Below are 19831 nucleotides of genomic sequence, written 5' to 3'. Positions count from 1 at the left end.
CCGGCCAGCCTGCGCTGCAGCGCGGTGACCTGCTCTCCCGAGTCTCCCGGCCGGAGCGTGGTCGGGGCGGGGCTGGAGGACGAGGGCGAAGGGGTAGAGCTCGGGCTCGGCGACGCCGTCGCCGTGGTTGTGCTGGAGGTCGACGACTTCGAGGTGGAGCGACTCGGCGTGGGCGAGCTCGACGTTGACGGGGTCGAGGTGGACGAGCTCGCGGTCGCGGATGTCGACGTCGAGCGGGGCGTCGAGGTGCTCGACGTCGCCGAGGCAGACCCTGAGTCCGAGGTCGACGGCGAGTCCGACGTGGAGCGGCGCGATGAGGAGGTCGAGGAGGCGGCCGAGGTCGGGCTCGACGTCGACGCGGTCTGCGCCGGCCGACTCGTCGCGTCCGACGCCTGGCCGTCGTCGCTCTGCCCCGTGCCACAGGCGGACACCGCCATGGTGATGGTGGCCAGGCCGGCCACGGTGGCGACGCCGAAACGGCCTCTGGGGTGGACGGTCATGCGGCTCTCCTGCTGATGCGCTGGGGTGGTCGTGCGGGCCCACGAGACCTCACGGACCCAGGCCAGGTGCGGAGCACTCGCCGGTCGTGACAGACCTGTGATCCACTGCACCCGCGAGGCTCGTCGGCAGACCTCACGTCGTCAGTAGACGCGGACGGACCGCCCGATCGGGGCGAGGTTCCTGGCCCAGATGTAGTCCATCGCGGCGTTGCTCACCCGAGCGCACCCGTGCGAGGCGGGGTAGCCGGGAATCGAGGTCGAGCCGTGGATGGCGTAACCGCGGTAGAAGTAGACGGGTCGCCACAGCTTGCCCAGGGGCGAGTAGTCCATCTTGTTCACCCGCCGGAAGTTGCGGTAGGTGCCTCGGGGCGTCGGCGTCCGGGACGTGCCGGTGCTGGTGTTGAAGGCCCACTTCACCCGACCGCCCTCGACGACGCGCAGCACCTGACGGCGCAGGTCGATCTCGATCCCGTTGCCGCTGTAGTACGCCGCTCGAGGGCGGCTGATCCGCCCCACTGCCGACCAGGTGTTGGGTCCGCAGACCCCGTCCCGACCGAGGCCGTAGGTCTTCTGCAGGCACATGACGGCCTGCGAGGTGAGGTGACCGTAGCTGCCGTCGATGCTCCCGACCCAGAAGCCGTGGCTCGACAGCTGCCGCTGCAGGTAGGTCACGTGGCTCCCGCGCGACCCGGGCCGCAGCATCGGGCGCGACCCGGTGGGCTTCGGCTCGGGCTTGGGGTCGCTCGGCTCGGGCTTGGGGTCGCTCGGCTCGGGCTGGGGATCCGGCTCAGAGCCACCGGACGTGGCCCGGTCCAGCGCAGCCCAGGTGTTCGGTCCGACGATGCCGTCGACTCCCAGCTTCGCCCTCCGCTGGAAGGCCTTGACGTTGCGCAGCACGTTGGGGCCGAAGATGCCGTCGGTCGAGACCGAGTAGCCGAGCGTGCGCAGCTTCTTCTGCAGCGTGACCACCGCCGAGCCACGAGAGCCGTAGCGCAGCATCGGCAGGGCTGCCTGCGCGGCGCCGGGCAGCCCGAGGGTCGCCGCTCCCATGACGGTCGCGGCGGCTCCGCCCCGGACGAGCAGGCGGCGCCCGGTGTCGCGTACATCAGCGGTGTGGCGTGGCTGGTATCTCGTCATCATCTCTCCCACTGCTCATCGGTCCGAGCGCTCCCCGCGCCGCGGCCGGTGTCCTCGGACCGGCGCCGCGGCGACGGCGCTTCCCCGGTGGACCTCGGATACACGGCAGGCTACGCCGACCCTCGGAGTGAGGGAATACTCACGCCCCAAACCCGGCCGACCGTTGCCGAACCGGTATCAGCGGCGCTCGCGGATCGCCCGCTCGACGGCCAGCACCCGGCGGGCCTGGGCGACGTGGAGCTCCTCGATCATCTGACCCTCGTGCACCGCAACTCCCCCGCCGTCGCGGCCCTCCCAGGCGGCCACGACCCCCTTCGCCGCCTCCACCTCGGTCTCGCCCGGGGCGAAGACCTCGTTGCACGGGCCGACCTGGGTCGGATGGATGAGGGTCTTGCCGTCGAAACCAAGGTCCCGGGCCTGCTCGCACTCGCGGCGCAGCCCCTCCTCGTCGCGGACCGCGTTGTACACCCCGTCGAGCGCGACCGCCCCGACCGCGCGGGCCGCGAGGACCACCATCGACATCGCCACCAGCAGCGGGGAGCGGTCGGCGACCGGCTGCGCGCGCAGCTGCGCCAGCAGGTCGTTGGTCCCGAGCACGAGCGCCGCGACCCGGTCGGACCCAGCAGCGATGTCAGTGGCGTGCACGACCGCTCGCGCGGTCTCGATCATCGGCCAGACCGTGGTGGTCTCCGGTGCGCCGGCCGCAGCCAGCGCGTCGAGCACCTCGCGCACCTGCTCCGCCGACTCGACCTTGGGCACGACCACCGCGTCCGGCCCCACCGCGGCGACCGCCGCCAGGTCCTCCTCGTGCCAGGGGGTACCGACCGCGTTGACCCGCACGGTGAGCTCGCGGTGGCCGTACTCCCCCGACCCCACGGCCGCGCACGCCGCCGCGCGGGCGGCGGCCTTGTCCTCCGGCGCCACTGCGTCCTCGAGATCGAGGACGAGCGTATCGACGGGAAGGGTCTTCGCCTTCTCCAGCGCCCGCGGGTTGCTCGCGGGCAGGTAGAGGACGGACCGACGGGGCTGCTCCGGGTCGCTCACGGCGTCGAACGTAGCAGCGCCCGCCTCTACGCTGTCGCGGTGAGCACCCGACGCACGGACCTCGGCGCGGTGCTCGAGGCAGCGCTGCACCGCAGCGACATCGTCTGGCTCCGCACCGATCGCGACCGGGCGACGTGGTTCGCCCCGGTGCCCGCCGGCAGCCCGGCGGGCCCCTCCGGCTCGCTCCTCGTGGTCGCGGGCGGCCCGGAGCCCGAGCTCGGTGACCTGGCGGCCCCGCCCGCCCCGCTGCACGTCATCCTGCGGTCGAAGGGAGACGGCCGTCGCCTCCTCGTCCTGCCGGCCACTGCGGCCGAGCTGGTCCCCCCTTCGTCGTCGGTGACGCAGCCGCCGGGCGAAGGGAGTGACGCCGGCGACCCGTGGACCGCTGCCACCGCCCTCCTGCGCGCCGAGCGCATCGGCGGCGGACCTGACATCGTCTCGCGCTGGCGCGCCGAGTCCCGCATCTGGCTGATCCGCCCGGCGGGCCGACCGGTGGAGTCACCCGACCGCCCGCCACCGACGACGCTCGTCGCCGAGGTGGTGCGCCCACTACCCTGACCGGCGTGAGTGCTGCCGCCCGCTTCTACGTCGCCCGTCTCGCGGGCCTGAGGGTCTTCGACCCGCTCGGCGACCAGGTGGGCCGGGTCCGGGACGTCGTCGTGACCTTCGGCAGCGGCCGCCGACCCCGCGCCATCGGGATGGTAATCGAGGTCCCCGGCGCGCGCCGCGTCTTCGTGCCGATGACCCGGGTCACCTCGGTCGAGGGCGGCCAGGTCATCACCACCGGGCTGGTCAACATGCGCCGCTTCGAGCAGCGCGCCAACGAGACCCTCGTGCTCGCCGAGCTGCTCGAGCGGCAGGTGACGGTGCGCGGCGACGACGGCCCGGTGGAGGCCACGGTCGAGGACATCGGGGTCGAGCAGACGCCCACCCGCGACTGGCTCGTCCGGCGGGTCTTCGTCCGCTCCGGCCGCAAGAGCACACGCGGCCTGCTCACCCGGCGACGCGGCGAGACCTTCACCGTCCCCGTCGAGGACGTCACCGGGCTGCACGCCACCGACGCCGACCAGGCAGCGGTGAAGTTCCTCGAGCAGTTCGAGGACTCCAAGCCGGCCGACCTCGCCGAGGTGGTCACCGATCTGCCGGCGAAGCGACGCAGCGAGGTCGTCGACGCCCTCGACGACGAGCGGCTCGCCGACGTCCTCCAGGAGCTCGACGAGCACGAGCAGTCCGAGATCCTCTCCTCGCTCAAGGAGTCCCGCGCCGCCGCGGTCCTCGAGGCGATGGACCCCGACGACGCCGCCGACCTGCTCTCCGCGCTCACGCCCGAGCGGGCCGAGACCCTGCTCCAGCTGATGCAGCCCGACGACGCCGAGCCGCTGCGGCGCCTGCTCACCTACGACGAGAACACCGCCGGTGGCCTGATGACCACCGAGCCAGTCGTCCTCGGCCCGGACGACTCGGTCGCCGAGGCGCTGGCGATCATCCGCCGCCAGGAGATCGCGGCCGGGCTGGCCTCCACCGCCTACGTCTGCCGTCCCCCGCACGAGACACCGACCGGGAAGTACCTCGGGATGATCCACTTCCAGCGGTTGCTGCGCGAGCCGCCGCACTCCTCGGTCGGGCTCTTCCTCGACACCGGGGTCGACCCCCTTCTCCCCGACGCCCCGCTCGGCCGGATCACCCGCACCCTGGCGACCTACAACCTCATCTCGGTCCCGGTCGTCGACGAGAACGGCCACCTCGTCGGCGCGGTGACCGTCGACGACGTCCTCGACCACATCCTCCCCGACGACTGGCGCGACGATCGGCACGAGGTCATCGATGAGTGAGCGCGAGAAGAACCGTCAGGACAGGGTGCGCCGGCGCCGCTCCGGCTCCGGCCGGGTCGACCCCACCCGCGTCGACCAGCCGCGGGAGCTGCAGCGCCGCTGGGCGATGCGCAAGCCGTCGGCGCTGAGCAGCGAGAGCTTCGGGGTGCTCTCGGAGAAGTTCGCCCGCTTCATGGGCACGCCGACCTTCCTCATCTGGATGAGCGTCTTCGTCGCGGTGTGGCTGGCGTGGAACACCTTCATGCCCGAGAGCGCGCAGTTCGACCCGCGGGCGCTGAACTACACCCTGCTCACCCTCATCCTCTCGCTGCAGGCCAGCTACGCCGCGCCGCTGATCCTCCTCGCGCAGAACCGTCAGGACGACCGCGACCGGGTGGCCCTCGAGCAGGACCGGGTCCAGGCCGAGCGGGCGCTCGCGGACACCGAGTACCTCACCCGGGAGGTCGCGGCGCTGCGGATCGCCCTGCGCGACGCGGCGACCCGCGACTTCGTCCGCAGCGAGCTGCGGTCGTTGCTGGAGGAGATGGAGGAGAAGGGCCTGGAGGTCCGGCTGCGCGAGTCCGGCTCCGAGGCGGGCGATGATGGAGACGACCGGCCTAGCGCCTAGCATCGAGACCATGCCCTCGACCCACCCCACGATCACCGACGAGATGCTCCGCGAGGCGCTCAGCACCGTCCAGGACCCCGAGATCCGCAAGCCGATCACCGAGCTCGGCATGGTGGAGGACGCGGGGGTCGACGCATCCGGCCACGCCACCGCGACGATCCTGCTCACCGTCTCCGGCTGCCCGATGAAGGAGACGCTCACCACCGACACCGAGAAGGCGCTGCGCTCGATCGACGGCGTCACCGCGGCCACGGTCACCCTCGGCGTGATGACCGACGAGCAGCGGGCCGAGCTGCGCAACCACCTGCGCGGCGGTCAGGCCGAGCGCGAGGTCCCCTTCGCCCAGCCGGGGTCGCTGACCCGCGTCTACGCCGTCGCCTCGGGCAAGGGCGGGGTCGGCAAGTCCTCGATCACCGCCAACCTCGCGGCCTCGCTCGCCGACCAGGGGCTCAAGGTCGGCGTCGTCGACGCCGACATCTACGGCTTCTCCATCCCGCGCATGCTCGGCGTCACCCGCCAGCCCACGCAGGTCGACGAGATGATCCTCCCGCCGGTGGCGCACGAGGTGAAGGTGATCTCGATCGGGATGTTCGTCCCCGGCAACCAGCCGGTGGTCTGGCGCGGCCCGATGCTGCACCGAGCGCTGCAGCAGTTCCTCGCCGACGTCTTCTGGGGCGACCTCGACGTGCTGCTGCTCGACCTGCCGCCCGGCACCGGAGACATCGCGATCTCGGTGGCCCAGCTGATCCCCACCAGCGAGCTGCTCGTGGTCACGACCCCGCAGATGGCAGCGGCCGAGGTCGCCGAGCGAGCGGGGTCGATCGCCGCGCAGACCCACCAGCGCATCGTCGGCGTCATCGAGAACATGTCCTGGCTCGAGCTGCCCGACGGGACCCGCCAGGAGCTCTTCGGCGCCGGCGGCGGGAAGACCGTCTCCGAGAGCCTCACCCGGACCATCGGCGCCGAGGTCCCGCTGCTGGGGCAGGTCCCTATCGACGTCACCCTGCGCGAGGGCGCCGACACCGGGACCCCGGTCGTCCTGGGCCACCCGGACAGCCCGGCTGCGGTGGCGATCCGGGGCATCGCGAAGGGGTTGGCGACCCGTTCCCGCGGCCTCGCCGGCCGGTCGCTGGGGCTGAGCCCCACGGGTCGCTAGCCCAGGAGTCGGTCAGGTCCGACTCGATCAGGTGGCGGGTTTACCTGGTCCCGGATCCGTCAGGTCGCTTCGTCGTCGAAGGGGGCGGGGCCGCTGCGGCGCCCGGCTCCCGCGCTGGAGGACGGTGCCGCGCCTTCGGCCTCCACCGGCTGCGTCCCGTGCGCGACGGTCGTGGGTGTCGCCGGCGATGAGGTGGACACGGCCCGGGAGTCAGCGCTCCTCGAGGACGCCGTGGTGTCGTCCAGCGGCTCGAGCAGCGCCTGCCGCACGATCTTGCGCGGGTCGTACTGCCGCGGGTCGTACTGCCGCCAGTTGACGTCCTCGTAGTCCGGTCCCATCTGCTCCTTGAGCTGGCCCTTGGCGTCGTCGGCGAGCCGGCGCAGCTGGACGACGAACCGCGCGAGCTTCGCCGCGTAGTCCGGGAGCCGGTCCGGGCCGAGGAGGAAGTAGGCCAGGACGACGAGGATGATGAACTCCCAGCCGGTGGTCGGCACGCTTAGTTCTCCTTCGCCGCTTCGAGGGTCATCGTCAGCTGGGTTTCCTTGCCGCCCCGGTCGACGGTGAGCTCGACCTCGTCGCCGACCGCCTTGGAGCGGATGCGCACGATGAGCTGGTCGTTGCTCGAGATCCGCTGCCCGTCCATCTCGACGATGACGTCGCCGGGACGCACCCCGGCCTGGTCGGCCGGGCCGTCGGGGACGACCGGGTCCTGACCGCCCGCGGCGGACTCGCGAACCTTCGCGCCGTCGCCGGAGTACTGGGTGTCCAGCAGCACGCCGATGACGGGGTGCACGGCCTCGCCGGTCGAGATGAGCTGGTCGACGGTTCGCCGGACCTGGTCGCTCGGGATCGCGAAGCCCAGCCCGATCGAGCCGCTCGCGCTGTCGATGCCGCTGGGGACCTGCGCGATGGCGGAGTTGACCCCGACCACCTCGCCCCGGACGTTGAGCAGCGGCCCCCCGGAATTACCCGGGTTGATCGCCGCGTCGGTCTGGATGGCACTGATGTAGGACTCGGCTCCGCTCTCACCGGCGGTCACCGGACGCTCCAGCGCGCTGACGATGCCGGCGGTCACCGTGCTGCCCAGGCCGAGCGGGGACCCCACCGCGACCACGCTGTCACCGACGAGCACGTCGGCGGAGTCCCCGACGGGGATGGGGGTCAGGTCGGCTGGATCGACCTTGAGCACCGCGAGGTCGTAGCTCTCGTCGCGACCGACGAGCTCGGCCTCGCGCCGGGACCCGTCGGCCAGCTCGATGGTCAACGACGAGCTGGCTCCGCCCGCTGCCGCGACGTGGTTGTTCGTCACGATGTGGCCGCTGGTGTCGTAGACCCACCCCGAGCCGGTGCCGCTGCGCTGGCCGGACCCGACCCGGATCGTCACGACGCTCGGGACCGCGTTCGAGGCGATGTCGGCCACCGACCCGGCCTCCCGCTCGATCGCCGGAGCGTCCAGGGTCACCGGGCCCACGCCGGGTGCACGGTCGGCGACCAACCCCCCGAGTAGCCCTCCGCCGATCCCGGCGAGCAGCGCGGTGAGCACCACCACCGTCGCCGCGCCAAGAAGCGAGACGGTGCGCCGCCGGCGCCTGCTCGGGGCAGCGGGGGCCACCGGCATCGCCTGCGTCGGTTGGGCACCCTGCGCCCCGGGGTGGACGGGAGGTCCGGGGTGAACGGGCTGGCCGGGGTTGCCGGGGTTGCCGGGAGGTCCGGGGTGAACGGGCTGGCCGGGGTTGCCGGGCTGGCCGGGGTGAACGGGCTGGCCGGGCTGGCTGGGCTGGCCGGGGTGAACGGGCTGACCGGGCTCGGCGGAGCCGGGACGCTCGGGGGCCGGCTCCTGCCGGGGCCAGAACCCCTCCTCCTGGCGCGGCGAGGCGAGCGGCTGGGTGTCCCCCGGGACGCCCCCTTCGGACCCGTGCTGGTCCCCGCTGCGATCGCTCATGCCCCGATTGTGCCTGGTGGCACCGTCAGCCACCGAACAGAGCCCGAGCGCACTCCAGGCTAGGCTCACGCGCCATGAGCGCATCGCGGCTGACCAGCTATATCTACGCCGAGGAATTCGTCCCCGAGTCCGGGCCGGCCGAGAGCGCCCGCCGGTCCGGTGAGTCGCTCGGCGCCTCCCCCGTCGGCACCGGGGTGGGGGCCGCGCTGCGGCTGCTCGCGGCCGCCTCTCAGGCCCGGCACGTCGTCGAGATCGGGTCCGGTGCGGGGACCTCGGGGCTCTGGCTGCTCGACGGGATGCCCCAGGACGGCGTCCTGACGACGATCGAGCTCGAGCCGGAGAACGCGCACGTCGCCCGCGAGACCTTCGCCGCCGCCGGCGTGCCGACCCAGCGGACGCGGGTCATCGTCGGAGCGGCGAGCCAGGTCCTGCCCCGGATGACCGACGGGGCGTACGACATGGTGCACGTCGACGCCGACAAGGCGGCCTACCCGGAGTACGTCGAGCACGCGATCCGCCTGCTGCGGTCCGGTGGGGTCATGGCCCTGGACAACATGCTGTGGCACGACCGCGTCGCCGACCCGGCTCAGCGCGACGAGACCACCACGGTGCTGCGTGACCTCGGCAAGGCGCTGCGCGACGACGAGCGGCTCGTCCCGGCGCTGCTGCCGGTCGGCGACGGGCTGCTCGCCGCGGTCAAGCGCTGAGCGGGCCCGCTCCGCGGCGGAACTGCGCCGGCCCCTCGGCCACGGCGACGACCTCGAAGGTCTCGATCACCTCGGGCGCCGAGCCCACGATCTGGCTGCCCGGTGCCGTCTGCGCCTGACCGGTGAACTGCTCCTGGAAGTCGTCGCGGGCCTGCTCGTCACCGAAGACATAGGTGCCCTCGAACCACTCCCCCTCGCGCATGCGCCAGGTCTTGAAGGCCAGCCCGTCGAGGAACATGAAGGTCGCCATCGACGTGCCCACGACGTACTCGCGCAGCTCGGCAGCGACGTCCGGCGCGGCGTCAACGAGGGACCACCGCACGGCGAGCCCGTAGCCAGCGTTCATCGATCCATGCCTTCCAGCCAGGTGATCAGGGCGCGAGCACCGTAGCCCGTCGCGCCCTCGCTGAGCAGCCCGGTGTCATCATCCGAGCGTCCCGGCCCGGCGATGTCCAGATGGGCCCACCGGCGGTCTCCCACGAACTCGGCCAGGAAGAGCGCCGCGGTGATCGTGCCGGCCTTTCCAGGGGCGTTGTCGAGGTCGGCGACCGAGGACTCGAGGAAGGTCCGGTAGGGCTGGTGCAGGGGGAACCGCCAGAGCGGCTCGCCGCTGCTCGCGCCGGCCGCACGCAGACCGCCGGCCAGCTCGTCGTCGGTGGCGAAGAGCGCGGCCATGCTGCGGGCCAGGGCGACGCGTGCGGCCCCGGTCAGGGTGGCGACGTCGATCACGACGTCGGGGTCGAGGTGGTCGTCGGCGTAGGCGAGGGCATCGGCCATGACCACCCGGCCCTCGGCGTCGGTGTTGCTGATCTCGACCGTGCGGCGACCGCCGAAGGGGGTGACGACGTCGCCCGGTCGATAGCTGGACTCGCCGAAGGCGTTCTCGGCCAGCGGGAGGAGAGCGGTGACCTTGACCGGCAGGCCCATCGCCGCGATCGCGTCGATGACCGCCAGCACGACCGCCGAGCCGCTCATGTCGGTCTTCATCATCGCCATCGCCTCGGCCGGCTTGACGCTGATCCCGCCGGTGTCGAAGGTGATGCCCTTGCCGACGAGCACGACATGCGCCGCCGCACCGTCGGCGGGCTCGTAGCCCAGCTCGACGAGCCGGGGCGGGTTGGCCGACCCGCCCCCGACGGCCAGCAGCCCCCCGAAGCCTTCGTCGGCGAGGGCCACCTCGTCGCGGACGGCGACGCGCAGGCCGCGCCGGTCGGCGACGGCGCGGGCGCGTTCGGCCATCCACTGGGGGGTTGCGATGTTGGCGGGGGTGTTGGCCAGGTTGCGTGCGACGAGCGAGGCACGGGCCACGGTGACCGCCCGCTCGACCACACCCTCGCCCTCCCCGGTCACGAGCATCGTCCGGCGAGCGGGGAGTGCTCCCGGCTCGGCCACGGTGGCCGCCGACCGCTGCCCCGACTCGGTACCCGCAGGCATCGAGACGTGCACCGGTCGGAAGCCGCCCAGCACCACCCCTTCGACGAAGGCTTCGATCAGCCCGGCATCGGCGAGCAGCGGATGCGCCACGACGACCTCGGCCCGCCCATCCAGGGTGAGACCGAACCGCCCGACCGCCCCACCAAGGGCGCGCGCCTCGTCCCGGGTCGACGCGGCGGGGACCGCGGTGACCCGGCGTCCCCCCTTCGCGTCCGAGGTCTGCTCCACGACGACCGGCACGTCCGAGACCTCACCCAGGCGCTGCTGGGCCGAGCGCCAGGCGGCTGGGTCGACCCCGGCTGCCTCACCCTCGCCGGGGCCGAGGACGAGCACCAGCTCCCCCGCGACCTGGCTCGCGGACGCCGGCACCGAGGGGATGCACGTCAGGTCGGTGGTCGTCGGGCTCAGCAGGGCATCAGCAGGCATGGGCCCGACGATAGCCGTCGCACGAGGGCGGCCAACCGGCCGGCCCGGGTCGCACGATCGGGGCCGGCGGGAACGGCGACGGGCCCCCGACGTCGTGCACGCCGGGGGCCCGTCGATCAGTGAAGTGCTACTTCAGGCCGTCGCAGTCGTCGATGGCCTGACCGAGGGCCTTGACCTCGTCGGGGGTCATCTCGACGACCAGGCGGCCGCCACCCTCGAGGGGCATCCGCAGGACGATGCCGCGCCCTTCCTTGGTCACCTCAAGAGGTCCGTCGCCGGTACGAGGCTTCATTGCCGCCATTGATGCAATCCCTTCTGCTCACCGCCCGAGCGTCCGGACGATGGTCCACGGTGCGTTGAGCACCGCATCGGTCAACGCCTCATTATCTCCCCTGGCGCGAGGTCGACCTAATCCGACCGTCCGCACCGGTCACGGCGGCGTGACGTGCCAGGGCACGTACGGCAGCAGCCCGCACGACCAGGCGATGACGCCGCCGACGAGGAGCACCGCGACGATCGCGACCCGAAGGCGCCAGTGCCGCACCACGTCGCCGCCGGTGGAGGTGCGCATCGCCACCGAGGTGACGAGCGCCGCGATCGGGAAGTCGAGGAGCAGGAAGCGCCACATGCTCGTGATCGGACGGACCACGGCGAAGAGGTACAAGGGGTAGGCCAGGGCCCACATCCGGACCTCGAGCGGCATCCAGGACCCGTGCCGCCCGATGACCAGGGCGAGATAGGTCGCGACGAGCGCGACCATCACGACGACGCCGGCCAGGCCCTTCTCCTCCCACGCCCAGCTGAACCACAGGACGAACGGGCCCTGCGCCGGGCGCTGCCCCCACGCCGCCTGGACCTGGAAGAACGCATCCGGCAGACCCGAGAAGTACCCGACCGTCAGCGGCCAGGCGACCGCCGAGAAGGCCGTCGCCGCCAGCATCACCCCGACCCCGACCCGGTCGCCGCCGAGCGGCCGCACCCCGGCCGCCCGGTCCTCGCGCCATCGCAGGAGGAGGTGAACGAGGACGGCCAGCCCGAGGGCGGGGGCGACGGCGCGGGTGTATCCGAGGACGACCGCGACGAGCGCGAACCACAGGTAGTGCCGGCGCATGAGCAGCAGCAACGCCCCGGCGACGAGGCACGCGGCGAGGGCCTCGGTGTACGCCAGCAGCATCACCCCCGTCGCCGGGTAGAGGCACCAGAGCCCGGCCGCGACGAGCGCCAGGCGGTCCCGGGCCGGCTGGCTTGCCGCGTGCCCGGGGAAGCGCAGGACGCGGTGGATGAGCAGCACCGCCGCCGCGCCGGCGACGAGGTTGACCAGCACGGCGGCCGTGGTGAAGCCCAGCCCGGTGACCATGACGAGGCGCACGAGCGCCGGGAAGACCGGGAAGAAGGCCCACTGGCTGTAGGTGATCTCCCCGGTGCGCGGGTCGGCCGGCAGCGGGACGGGGTAGCCCTCGGTGACGATCCGCTCATACCACTGCGCGTCCCACAGCTGGAACATGTCGCGCACCGTCGGCTCGAGGTGACCGACACCGGCCGGCTCCTGGTAGTAGCGCGCCGCGACCCAGATGCCCAGGAGTGCGACGACTCGGCTCAGGGCGTAGACGCCGAGCAGGGCGCGGGAGGGGTGCTGCAGGGCCGCTGCGGTGACGCGCTCGCGACCCTCCCGGCCCAGGAGCTTCAAGCCCGGCCGTCCACGGGCGGAAGGCCGGTGAGGACCCCGTCGAGGACGCGCGCCAGCAGGGCGGCCGTCGCGCGCCGGGCGATCGGGTCGACCAGGCGGGCCAGCGGCCGCAGCCCCGACGGGGTCGGCACGATCTCCTCGGTCCACGCCACCTCGGCGCCGCCGGCGACCGGCACGACCTCGATGCTGGCCCACCCGGCGAGGAGCGCGCCGGTCTTGACCATTCGCATGCGCGCCGGGGTGCTCGGCGGCGGCTCCCAGCCGCTGACGACCATCGGGTCGTCGAAGCCCAGGGGGCCTACCGCAGTCCTCGCCACGAAGATCGAACCCAGGCGCAGGTCCTCGTCCTGGGTGATCGCCGTCAGCGGCACGTGGTCACCGTGACGCCGGACTTCGGTTACCCGCTCCCAGACCTCCTCCGGGGGCGCCGCGACGCGCCGCCGGACCGTCACCGCGCTCACCGGGCGCGCTCCGTATCCGGTGTCGCGAAGGCGTCCGGCGACGAGAGAGCCGCAGGCGAAGGGGGAGGCGCGCCTCCCCCTTCGCCCTCCAGCTCGGCGATCCGCCCGCGTAGCTGGTCGAGGACGTCGTCGACCTGGTCCATCCGGTAGCCGCGCAGCGCGGTGTCGAAGCGGACCTCGTCGACGTCGCCCGCCCGGAAGACCTCGCCCAGACCCACCTGCGGCGTCGTGGATGCCGGCGGGGGCACGGGGTCGACCGCGAGCCGCCCGGTCGCGAGCGCGACGGTACCGGCCGCAACGACGACCGCGATCGCGATGAGGAGCACCCAGATCATCAGTCCTGCTCCGTCCAGGGGGTGTGCGGCGCGGTCTGGTCGCCGCTGGCGACGATGTCGACCGCCTCGGCCGGGTCGTCGGTGAGGTGGAGCAGGTCGAGGTCGGCGGCGCTGATCGTGCCCGCGGGGACCGCCGTGTCCCGCAGCCAGGCGATGAGTCCGCCCCAGTAGTGCGAGCCGAGGAGGACGATGGGGAAGGAGGTGACCTTCTGGGTCTGGACCAGGGTGATCGCCTCGAACAGCTCGTCGAGGGTGCCGAAGCCGCCGGGCAGGACGATGAAGCCGTCGGCGTACTTGATGAACATCGTCTTGCGCGCGAAGAAGTAGCGGAAGTTGACCCCGAGGTCGACGTGCTCGTTCAACCCGGCCTCGAAGGGCAGCTCGATCCCCAGCCCGACGGAGACGCCACCGCCGGCCTGCGCGCCCTCGTTGGCCGCCGCCATCGAGCCGGGGCCCCCTCCGGTGATCACCGCGAATCCGGCGCGCGCCAGTCGGTGACCGACCTCGACGCCCATCTCGTGCTCGCGCGTGCCGGGTCGGGTCCGCGCGCTGCCGAAGACGCTGATCGCCGGGCCGAGCTCGGCGAGCGCGCCGAAGCCTTCGACGAACTCGGCCTGGATCCGCAGCACCCGCCACGGATCGGTGTGCAACCAGTCCGGCGAGGCCTGGCTGTCGAGCAGGCGCTGGTCGGTGGTCGAGGACGGGACCTGGCTGCCGCGCATGACGACCGGGCCCTTGTGGTAGGCGCGCCCCTGCGGTCGGTCGGTGTCGGGGGTGCGGCCATCGCGCAGGTACGACTCGGTCACGAGCTCGACCCTACGCGAGCCAGCGCAGCATGGCCGCCTCCGCCGCGACGAGCTGGGCGACCGGGCAGCGTTCCTCGTCGTGGTGGGCGAGGTTGGGGTCGCCGGGCCCGAAGTTGACCGCCGGGATACCCAGGGCCGCGAAGCGGGCCACATCGGTCCACCCCTCCTTCGGGCCGACCGGAACCGCGAGCGCCTCGACGAAGGTCTGCGCGGCCGGGCGATCCAGCCCGGGTCGAGCACCCTCGGCGAGATCGGTGACCCGCAGCTCGTGCTCGGGGAAGACCGAGTGCAGGTGGGCGAGCGCCTCCTCGCCGGACCGGTCGGGAGCGAAGCGGTAGTTGATCCGTACGGTGCACCGGTCGGGGATGACGTTGCCGGCGATACCGCCCTCGATGCCCACCGCCTGGAGCGCCTCGTGGTAGGTCAGCCCGTCGACCTCGACGGCCCGCTCCTCGTAGTCGGCGAGGCGGCGCAGGATGTCGTGCATGTCGTGGATCGCGTTGTGCCCGTTCCACGGGCGGGCGGAGTGGGCAGCGATGCCCTTGGTACTCACCTCGACCCGCATCGTCCCCTTGCAGCCCCCCTCGACCTCGGCGTTGGTCGGCTCGAGGAGGACCGCCAGGTCGGCGGCGAGGAGCTCGGGGTGGTCGGCGGCGAGGTGCTTCAGCCCGTTGTAGCGCTCCTCGATCTCCTCGGCCTCGTAGAAGACGAAGGTGAGATCACGGGCGGGCTCGCGGACCTCGTGGGCGATCCGCAGCTGCACCGCGACGCCGCCCTTCATGTCGACGGTGCCACGGCCGTAGAGCACCTCCTCACCGTCGACCATCTCGCGCCGCGTCGGCAGGTTGGGCGGGTCGGTCAGCGGGACGGTGTCGAGGTGGCCGGCGAGGACCACCCGCTCTTCGCGGCCGAGATCGGTGCGGGCGACCACGGTGTGGCCGAAGCGGGTGACGTCGAGGTGCGGCAGGGCCCGCAGGGCAGCCTCGACGGCGTCGGCGATCCCCCCTTCGTCCCGGCTCACCGACTCGATGTCGCACAGCGCGGCGGTGAGGGCGACGACATCGCTCGAGAGGTCCAGCTCAGCCATACCCGCACCCTACAAACTGCTGCACGCAGCACTTCGGTGCCCGTGCAGCAGGTGCATGTGCTGCACGGCCAACAAACTGGTCGCCGGTCGGGCCAGGTCAGGCGACGGACGCAGCCATCGCCCGCTCCAGCTTCGCCTTGACCTTCTTCGGGTTGTACACGTCGCTCCACATCAGCCGCACCACGATGTAGCCCCTCGCGCGGAGCTCGTCCTCGCGCCTCTTCTCCGCCACGACGTCCTCGGGCGTGCGGTACTTCATCGCCCCGTCGAACTCGAGGACCACCCGGCTCCCCTTGATGAGGAAGTCCACCCGGTACGGCCCGATCCACACCTGCGGTTCGAGGTCGTAGCCCAGCCCGTGGCAGACCTGCGCGGTGAGCGTCTCGCCCGGGGACTCCCTTCGCCCGTCGACGTCGGCCAGCGCACGACGCACGGCACCGATCCCCTTCGACCCGCGGTAGCGCTGGCCGGCCACGGTCTGAAGGCGATCGGGCGTCGTCAGACCAGCGCGGGCGGCCGCATCGGCGGCCACGGCCGCCGACCGCGGGCCGGAGAGCAACCCCGTCAAGACGATGGCGGTCTCGATGTCAACGACGGGAGCCTCCGCGACGATCAGCGGCGGACGGGTCATCGTCGTGATTTCACCCTCGCGCAGGTGAGCCGTGTAGTCCTTGCCCCGTCGGGTCGTCGTGCTGCTCTCTCGCTGGACGTGCACCCGAGCGAGGTCGCACTCGAGGGTCGGCAGGCCATGGAGGACCAGCGCCGAGTGCGCGGTCGCGGCAGAGCGCTTCACGTGCCGCCGCAGGACCGCGAGCGTCCTCAGGAGGTGCTCGTCCTTGTCGTCAGCCGGCCGCTCCGTCGCCCACATGCCACGCATGAGGTGATGCAGGTGCGTCTCACGGGCCAGCTCGAGGAGGTCGAAGCTGGACAGCCCGGCGCGACCGGCTTGCTTGGTGGACACGATGCGGTCAACGGCGAGCGCGCGCAGCGCTGTGAGGTCACGTTCGGGGTCTACATGTCGGCTCATGAGAGCAGGATCCCGAGTCTGGCGATCACGGCCGCGAAGATATCCACAGGTGCCTCGGCGCAGTCCTGGTGAGCGCACCGAACGGGCAGCACTTCCTCGCCCGTGCAGCAGGTGTATGTGCTGCACCGACAAAAAAGTGCTGCATGCAGCAGTTTCGAAGGGGGGTTCGTAGACTCTGGCGTCATGACGACACGAGAGGCCTGGGGCCACGGGATCGCCACGACCACCGACGACGGGACCACCCTCGACACCTGGTACCCGAGTCCCGCGCTGGGGGCTGCGCCGGAGGTGGACCAGGTCCCCGAGGAGCTCACCGCTCTCGCGGGCCGGGACGAGGCGCGCGCCGTCACCATCGAGGTCGTCACGACCGCGATCGACCTCGACGCGCCGCCCGCCGACGCGCGCGACGCCTACCTGCGCCTGCACCTCCTCTCCCACCGCCTCGTCACCCCCAACTCGATCAACCTCGACGGCCTCTTCGGCACGCTGAGCAACGTCGTGTGGACCAGCGTCGGCCCGTGCGCGGTCGACGGCTTCGAGGCGACGCGCGCCCGGCTGCGCGCTCGCGTCGGCCACGTCACGGTGCACTCCATCGACAAGTTCCCCCGCCTCGTCGACTACGTCACCCCGACCGGCGTGCGGATCGGTGACGCCGATCGCGTCCGGCTCGGCGCCCACCTTGCCGAGGGCACGACGGTGATGCACGAGGGCTTCGTCAACTACAACGCGGGGACCCTCGGCACCTCGATGGTCGAAGGGAGGATCAGCCAGGGGGTCGTCGTCGGCGACGGCTCGGACATCGGCGGTGGGGCCTCGACGATGGGCACCCTCTCCGGTGGCGGCACCGAGCGGGTGTCGGTCGGCGAGCGCTGCCTCGTCGGCGCCGAGGCCGGGGTCGGGATCGCCCTCGGCGACGACTGCGTCGTCGAGGCCGGCCTCTACCTCACCGCCGGCACGAAGGTCACCCTCCCTGACGGGTCGGTGGTCAAGGCCCGCGAGCTCTCCGGCAGCTCGGGCCTGCTCTTCCTGCGCAACTCGGTGACCGGCGCGGTCGAGGCGAAGGACCGCACCGGCCACGGGGTCACCCTCAACGACGCGCTCCACGCGAACTGACGCCCGCCCTCGCCCCCCGATCGCCGATCACCGAGAGCTAAGAACCACGCCCCCATGACCGAGCACCCCCAGCGCGGCGGCCGACGCCGTCCGGCGCTCGCCGACGAGCGCGCCCCGCGGCGGGAGGATTCGCGCAGCCGGATGCCCGGGGTGGTCGCCGGGCTCACCGCGCTCGGCCTGCTCGCCGGCGCCGGCTGGTGGGCGCGGGACAAGGTGCTCACCCCGTGGAGCGAGACCTGCCGGGCGACCGCGTCCGGCGAGACGGTGAGCTTCGACCCCGAGCAGATGCACAACGCGGCCCTCATCGTCCAGCTCGCCGAACGGCGCGGTCTGGCCGCGCGGGCAGGATCGATCGCGGTCGCGACCGCGATCCAGGAGTCCAAGCTGCGCAACATCACCTACGGCGACCGTGACAGCGTCGGGCTCTTCCAGCAGCGGCCGAGCCAGGGGTGGGGCACCGAGGAGCAGATCCTCGACCCGCACTACTCGACCGACGCCTTCTACGACGCGCTGGTCAAGGTCGACGGCTGGCAGGACATGCGGATCACCGAGATCGCCCAGGAGGTCCAGCGCAGCGCCTACCCGGAGGCCTACGACGACCACCAGGGCGAAGGGCGGACCATCGCCTCGGTGGTGAGCGGCCACTCCCCCGCCGGGATGGCGTGCAGCCTGGACCGCCCGGAGCAAGCCGGAGACCCCGAGGCGGTCGTCGCGGCCGTCGCCCAGGACACCGGGCACCAGGCCAGCGCCCAGGGCCAGACGGTCACCGTGTCCGCCGGCGATCGCCGCCGCGCATGGGGAACCGGAGCCTGGGCGGTCGCGCAGGCCAAGGCCCACGGCATCACCTCGGTCACCGTCGACGACCGGATCTGGCGGCGCGACGACAACCCCAAGGAGTGGCAGGCCGCCGACACCACCGCACCCGAGGGGCAGGTCGTCATCACCCTGGCCGAGTAGTCCTTGCCACTTGTGCCATCTGGTCAGAAGTAGCGGGCGAGTCGCGCGACCCGTCCGCTACTTCTGCCCTCAGGGCAGATCTGGCGCATCGCGCACGACGAAGGGGGTGACCCCGCCCATCCAGGCGGGGTCACCCCCTTCGCTCGGTCAGCGGGTCAGCGCTGGTCGAGGGCGACGTAGTCGCGCTCGGTGTACCCGGTGTAGATCTGGCGGGGACGGCCGATCTTGGTCTTCGGGTCGTTGATCATCTCGCGCCACTGCGCGATCCAGCCGGGGAGCCGGCCGATGGCGAAGAGGACGGTGAACATCTTGGGCTGGAAGCCCATCGCGGTGTAGATCAGGCCGGTGTAGAAGTCGACGTTCGGGTAGAGCTTGCGCTCGACGAAGTAGTCGTCGGCCAGCGCGATCTCCTCGAGCTTCATGGCGATCTCCATGAGCTCGTCGGAGCCCATCTTCTCCAGCACGGTATGCGCGGTCTCCTTGACGATCGCCGCGCGCGGGTCGTAGCTCTTGTACACCCGGTGGCCGAAGCCCATGAGCTTGACGCCGTCCTCCTTGTCCTTGACCTTCTTCATGAAGGTGTCGGTGTCGTACTCGGCGTTCTTGATCTTGGTCAGCATCTCCAGCACGGCCTGGTTGGCGCCGCCGTGGAGCGGGCCGGACAGTGCGTGGATGCCGGCGGAGATCGAGTTGTAGAGCGTCGCCTGAGAGGAGCCGACGAGCCGCACCGTCGAGGTCGAGCAGTTCTGCTCGTGGTCGGCGTGCAGGATGAAGAGCTGGTCGAGCGCCTTGACGATCTCCGGGTCGAGCTCGTAGGGCTCGGCGGGGAAGCCGAAGGTCATCCGGAGGAAGTTCTCGGTCAGCGTGAGCGAGTTGTCCGGGTAGAGGAAGGGCTGCCCCAGGCTCTTCTTGTGCGCGTAGGCCGCGATCGTCGGCAGCTTGGCCAGGAGCCGGATCGTGGAGTTCTCGACCTGCTCGGGGTCGAAGGGGTCGAGGTCCTGGTAGAAGGTGCCGAGCGCCGAGACGGCCGAGGAGAGCACCGGCATCGGGTGCGCGTCGCGCGGGAAGCCGTTGAAGAAGGCCTTGAGGTCCTCGTGCAGCATCGTGTGCCGACGGATCTTGGCCTCGAACTCCTCGAGCTCGTTCTCCGACGGCAGCTCGCCGTAGATGAGGAGGTAGCAGACCTCGACGAAGCTGGACTTCTCGGCGAGCTGCTCGATCGGGTAGCCGCGGTAGCGCAGGATGCCCTGGTCGCCGTCGATGTAGGTGATGTCGGACTCGCACGAGGCGGTGTTGACGAAGCCCACGTCGAGGGTGACGTTGCCCGTCTCCTTGAGCAGGCTCGAGATGTCGTAGCCGTCGTTGCCCTCTGCGGCCTCGACCACCGGGAAGGTGAGGTCCTTGCCGTCGGCGGAGAAGGTGGCGTGGTCAGTCATGGGGTTCTGCCCTTCTGCTCGAGTCGTGACTCGCGATCGCGTGCCCTTCGGGTGGCGGGCCGGACCCGCGGGGTCTCCGAGACCGAAACTACCTCAGCCGGGAGCCTGGGGAAGAGCCAGGGCCGTGGGGTGGGACA

Annotated in this window: 22 protein-coding genes; 8 read left to right on the top strand and 14 right to left on the bottom strand. The window is 71.9% G+C overall.

What is annotated here, in order from left to right; translation table 11 throughout:
* Positions 1-24: 24 nt before the first annotated feature.
* Entirely contained in the window at positions 25-516 is a 492-nt protein-coding gene (locus FB557_RS14490; protein WP_246074435.1) for a hypothetical protein, read from the top strand.
* A 125-nt stretch (positions 517-641) separates the two neighbouring features.
* Here the strand turns inward: FB557_RS14490 and FB557_RS04430 are convergent, their stop codons facing one another.
* Positions 642-1637 carry a L,D-transpeptidase family protein gene (locus FB557_RS04430; RefSeq protein WP_170236175.1) on the bottom strand — a complete coding sequence of 332 codons (996 nt, stop codon included), beginning with the start codon at positions 1635-1637 and terminating at the stop codon, positions 642-644.
* A 177-nt stretch (positions 1638-1814) separates the two neighbouring features.
* The gene (locus tag FB557_RS04425; protein ID WP_144855880.1) at positions 1815-2681 is read right to left on the bottom strand and encodes an HpcH/HpaI aldolase/citrate lyase family protein; all 867 of its coding nucleotides are present in this window, start codon (positions 2679-2681) and stop codon (positions 1815-1817) included.
* A gap of 39 nt (positions 2682-2720) precedes the next feature.
* Between FB557_RS04425 and FB557_RS04420 the strand changes: the two genes are divergently transcribed.
* Genes FB557_RS04420 through FB557_RS04405 form a run of 4 tightly spaced genes read left to right on the top strand, consistent with a single transcriptional unit; the run spans position 2721 to position 6276 of the window.
* Positions 2721-3239: a hypothetical protein gene (locus FB557_RS04420; protein ID WP_144855878.1), complete on the top strand. Its 519-nt coding sequence runs from the start codon at positions 2721-2723 to the stop codon at positions 3237-3239.
* A 5-nt stretch (positions 3240-3244) separates the two neighbouring features.
* Positions 3245-4513, top strand: a complete 1269-nt coding sequence (locus FB557_RS04415; protein WP_144855876.1) for a magnesium transporter MgtE N-terminal domain-containing protein — start codon at positions 3245-3247, stop codon at positions 4511-4513.
* The gene (locus FB557_RS04410; protein ID WP_246074393.1) at positions 4506-5120 is read left to right on the top strand and encodes a DUF1003 domain-containing protein; all 615 of its coding nucleotides are present in this window, start codon (positions 4506-4508) and stop codon (positions 5118-5120) included. The genes FB557_RS04415 and FB557_RS04410 overlap by 8 nt, the downstream gene beginning before the upstream one ends.
* Positions 5121-5130: 10 nt before the next feature.
* On the top strand, positions 5131-6276 hold the full coding sequence (locus FB557_RS04405; protein WP_144855874.1) for an Mrp/NBP35 family ATP-binding protein: 1146 nt from the start codon (positions 5131-5133) through the stop codon (positions 6274-6276).
* A gap of 59 nt (positions 6277-6335) precedes the next feature.
* Here the strand turns inward: FB557_RS04405 and FB557_RS04400 are convergent, their stop codons facing one another.
* A complete protein-coding gene (locus tag FB557_RS04400; RefSeq protein WP_144855872.1) occupies positions 6336-6770 on the bottom strand; it encodes a twin-arginine translocase TatA/TatE family subunit in 435 nt (144 codons plus the stop codon).
* 2 nt (positions 6771-6772) lie between these two features.
* A complete protein-coding gene (locus FB557_RS04395; protein WP_246074392.1) occupies positions 6773-8218 on the bottom strand; it encodes a S1C family serine protease in 1446 nt (481 codons plus the stop codon).
* Positions 8219-8292: 74 nt separating this feature from the next.
* Here FB557_RS04395 and FB557_RS04385 point away from each other — a divergent pair, with 74 nt between their 5' ends.
* Positions 8293-8925: an O-methyltransferase gene (locus FB557_RS04385; protein WP_144855867.1), complete on the top strand. Its 633-nt coding sequence runs from the start codon at positions 8293-8295 to the stop codon at positions 8923-8925.
* Here the strand turns inward: FB557_RS04385 and FB557_RS04380 are convergent.
* The 9 genes from FB557_RS04380 to FB557_RS04340 form a co-directional block, all read right to left on the bottom strand.
* Positions 8915-9271: a hypothetical protein gene (locus FB557_RS04380; RefSeq protein WP_144855864.1), complete on the bottom strand. Its 357-nt coding sequence runs from the start codon at positions 9269-9271 to the stop codon at positions 8915-8917. The genes FB557_RS04385 and FB557_RS04380 overlap by 11 nt on opposite strands.
* Positions 9268-10785, bottom strand: coding sequence for a leucyl aminopeptidase family protein (locus tag FB557_RS04375; RefSeq protein WP_144855863.1), 1518 nt, complete (start codon positions 10783-10785; stop codon positions 9268-9270). Before FB557_RS04375 ends, FB557_RS04380 begins: the two co-directional genes overlap by 4 nt.
* A gap of 127 nt (positions 10786-10912) precedes the next feature.
* On the bottom strand, positions 10913-11086 hold the full coding sequence (locus tag FB557_RS04370; protein ID WP_144855861.1) for a DUF3117 domain-containing protein: 174 nt from the start codon (positions 11084-11086) through the stop codon (positions 10913-10915).
* Between the two features lie 129 nt (positions 11087-11215).
* Positions 11216-12472, bottom strand: coding sequence for a hypothetical protein (locus tag FB557_RS04365; RefSeq protein ID WP_144855859.1), 1257 nt, complete (start codon positions 12470-12472; stop codon positions 11216-11218).
* Positions 12469-12933: an SRPBCC family protein gene (locus FB557_RS04360; RefSeq protein ID WP_144855857.1), complete on the bottom strand. Its 465-nt coding sequence runs from the start codon at positions 12931-12933 to the stop codon at positions 12469-12471. Before FB557_RS04360 ends, FB557_RS04365 begins: the two co-directional genes overlap by 4 nt.
* Positions 12930-13268, bottom strand: coding sequence for a DivIVA domain-containing protein (locus FB557_RS04355; RefSeq protein ID WP_144855855.1), 339 nt, complete (start codon positions 13266-13268; stop codon positions 12930-12932). The genes FB557_RS04360 and FB557_RS04355 overlap by 4 nt, the downstream gene beginning before the upstream one ends.
* Entirely contained in the window at positions 13268-13990 is a 723-nt protein-coding gene (locus tag FB557_RS04350) for an LOG family protein (RefSeq protein ID WP_144856106.1), read from the bottom strand. The genes FB557_RS04355 and FB557_RS04350 overlap by 1 nt, the downstream gene beginning before the upstream one ends.
* Before the next feature lie 94 nt (positions 13991-14084).
* The gene (gene dapE, locus FB557_RS04345) at positions 14085-15161 is read right to left on the bottom strand and encodes a succinyl-diaminopimelate desuccinylase (RefSeq protein ID WP_144855852.1); all 1077 of its coding nucleotides are present in this window, start codon (positions 15159-15161) and stop codon (positions 14085-14087) included.
* A 97-nt stretch (positions 15162-15258) separates the two neighbouring features.
* Entirely contained in the window at positions 15259-16188 is a 930-nt protein-coding gene (locus FB557_RS04340) for an endonuclease domain-containing protein (RefSeq protein WP_144855850.1), read from the bottom strand.
* Between the two features lie 183 nt (positions 16189-16371).
* Between FB557_RS04340 and dapD the strand changes: the two genes are divergently transcribed.
* The gene (dapD, locus tag FB557_RS04335) at positions 16372-17301 is read left to right on the top strand and encodes a 2,3,4,5-tetrahydropyridine-2,6-dicarboxylate N-succinyltransferase (RefSeq protein WP_144855849.1); all 930 of its coding nucleotides are present in this window, start codon (positions 16372-16374) and stop codon (positions 17299-17301) included.
* Between the two features lie 54 nt (positions 17302-17355).
* Positions 17356-18258, top strand: coding sequence for a hypothetical protein (locus tag FB557_RS04330; protein ID WP_246074390.1), 903 nt, complete (start codon positions 17356-17358; stop codon positions 18256-18258).
* 155 nt (positions 18259-18413) lie between these two features.
* Here FB557_RS04330 and FB557_RS04325 read toward each other — a convergent pair whose 3' ends face one another.
* Positions 18414-19694, bottom strand: a complete 1281-nt coding sequence (locus FB557_RS04325) for a citrate synthase (protein ID WP_144855847.1) — start codon at positions 19692-19694, stop codon at positions 18414-18416.
* Positions 19695-19831: the final 137 nt, after the last annotated feature.

The sequence above is a fragment of the Marihabitans asiaticum genome, assembly GCF_007828725.1.
In the GTDB taxonomy this organism is placed as follows: Bacteria; Actinomycetota; Actinomycetes; order Actinomycetales; family Dermatophilaceae; genus Marihabitans; species Marihabitans asiaticum.
Note: the sequence above shows the minus strand (reverse complement) of the source record. Positions and strands in the feature narration are given on the sequence as shown.

Coding starts and splice junctions, on each gene's coding strand:
- FB557_RS04410 (WP_246074393.1), top strand. CDS start 4,506: ATGAGTGAGCGCGAGAAGAACCGTCAGGACAGGGTGCGCCGGCGCCGC.
- FB557_RS04330 (WP_246074390.1), top strand. CDS start 17,356: ATGACCGAGCACCCCCAGCGCGGCGGCCGACGCCGTCCGGCGCTCGCC.
- FB557_RS04370 (WP_144855861.1), bottom strand. CDS start 11,086: ATGGCGGCAATGAAGCCTCGTACCGGCGACGGACCTCTTGAGGTGACC.
- dapD (WP_144855849.1), top strand. CDS start 16,372: ATGACGACACGAGAGGCCTGGGGCCACGGGATCGCCACGACCACCGAC.
- FB557_RS04375 (WP_144855863.1), bottom strand. CDS start 10,785: ATGCCTGCTGATGCCCTGCTGAGCCCGACGACCACCGACCTGACGTGC.
- FB557_RS04405 (WP_144855874.1), top strand. CDS start 5,131: ATGCCCTCGACCCACCCCACGATCACCGACGAGATGCTCCGCGAGGCG.
- FB557_RS04380 (WP_144855864.1), bottom strand. CDS start 9,271: ATGAACGCTGGCTACGGGCTCGCCGTGCGGTGGTCCCTCGTTGACGCC.
- FB557_RS04325 (WP_144855847.1), bottom strand. CDS start 19,694: ATGACTGACCACGCCACCTTCTCCGCCGACGGCAAGGACCTCACCTTC.
- FB557_RS04355 (WP_144855855.1), bottom strand. CDS start 13,268: ATGATCTGGGTGCTCCTCATCGCGATCGCGGTCGTCGTTGCGGCCGGT.
- dapE (WP_144855852.1), bottom strand. CDS start 15,161: ATGGCTGAGCTGGACCTCTCGAGCGATGTCGTCGCCCTCACCGCCGCG.
- FB557_RS04350 (WP_144856106.1), bottom strand. CDS start 13,990: ATGCGCGGCAGCCAGGTCCCGTCCTCGACCACCGACCAGCGCCTGCTC.
- FB557_RS04395 (WP_246074392.1), bottom strand. CDS start 8,218: ATGAGCGATCGCAGCGGGGACCAGCACGGGTCCGAAGGGGGCGTCCCG.
- FB557_RS04340 (WP_144855850.1), bottom strand. CDS start 16,188: ATGAGCCGACATGTAGACCCCGAACGTGACCTCACAGCGCTGCGCGCG.
- FB557_RS04385 (WP_144855867.1), top strand. CDS start 8,293: ATGAGCGCATCGCGGCTGACCAGCTATATCTACGCCGAGGAATTCGTC.
- FB557_RS04430 (WP_170236175.1), bottom strand. CDS start 1,637: ATGACGAGATACCAGCCACGCCACACCGCTGATGTACGCGACACCGGG.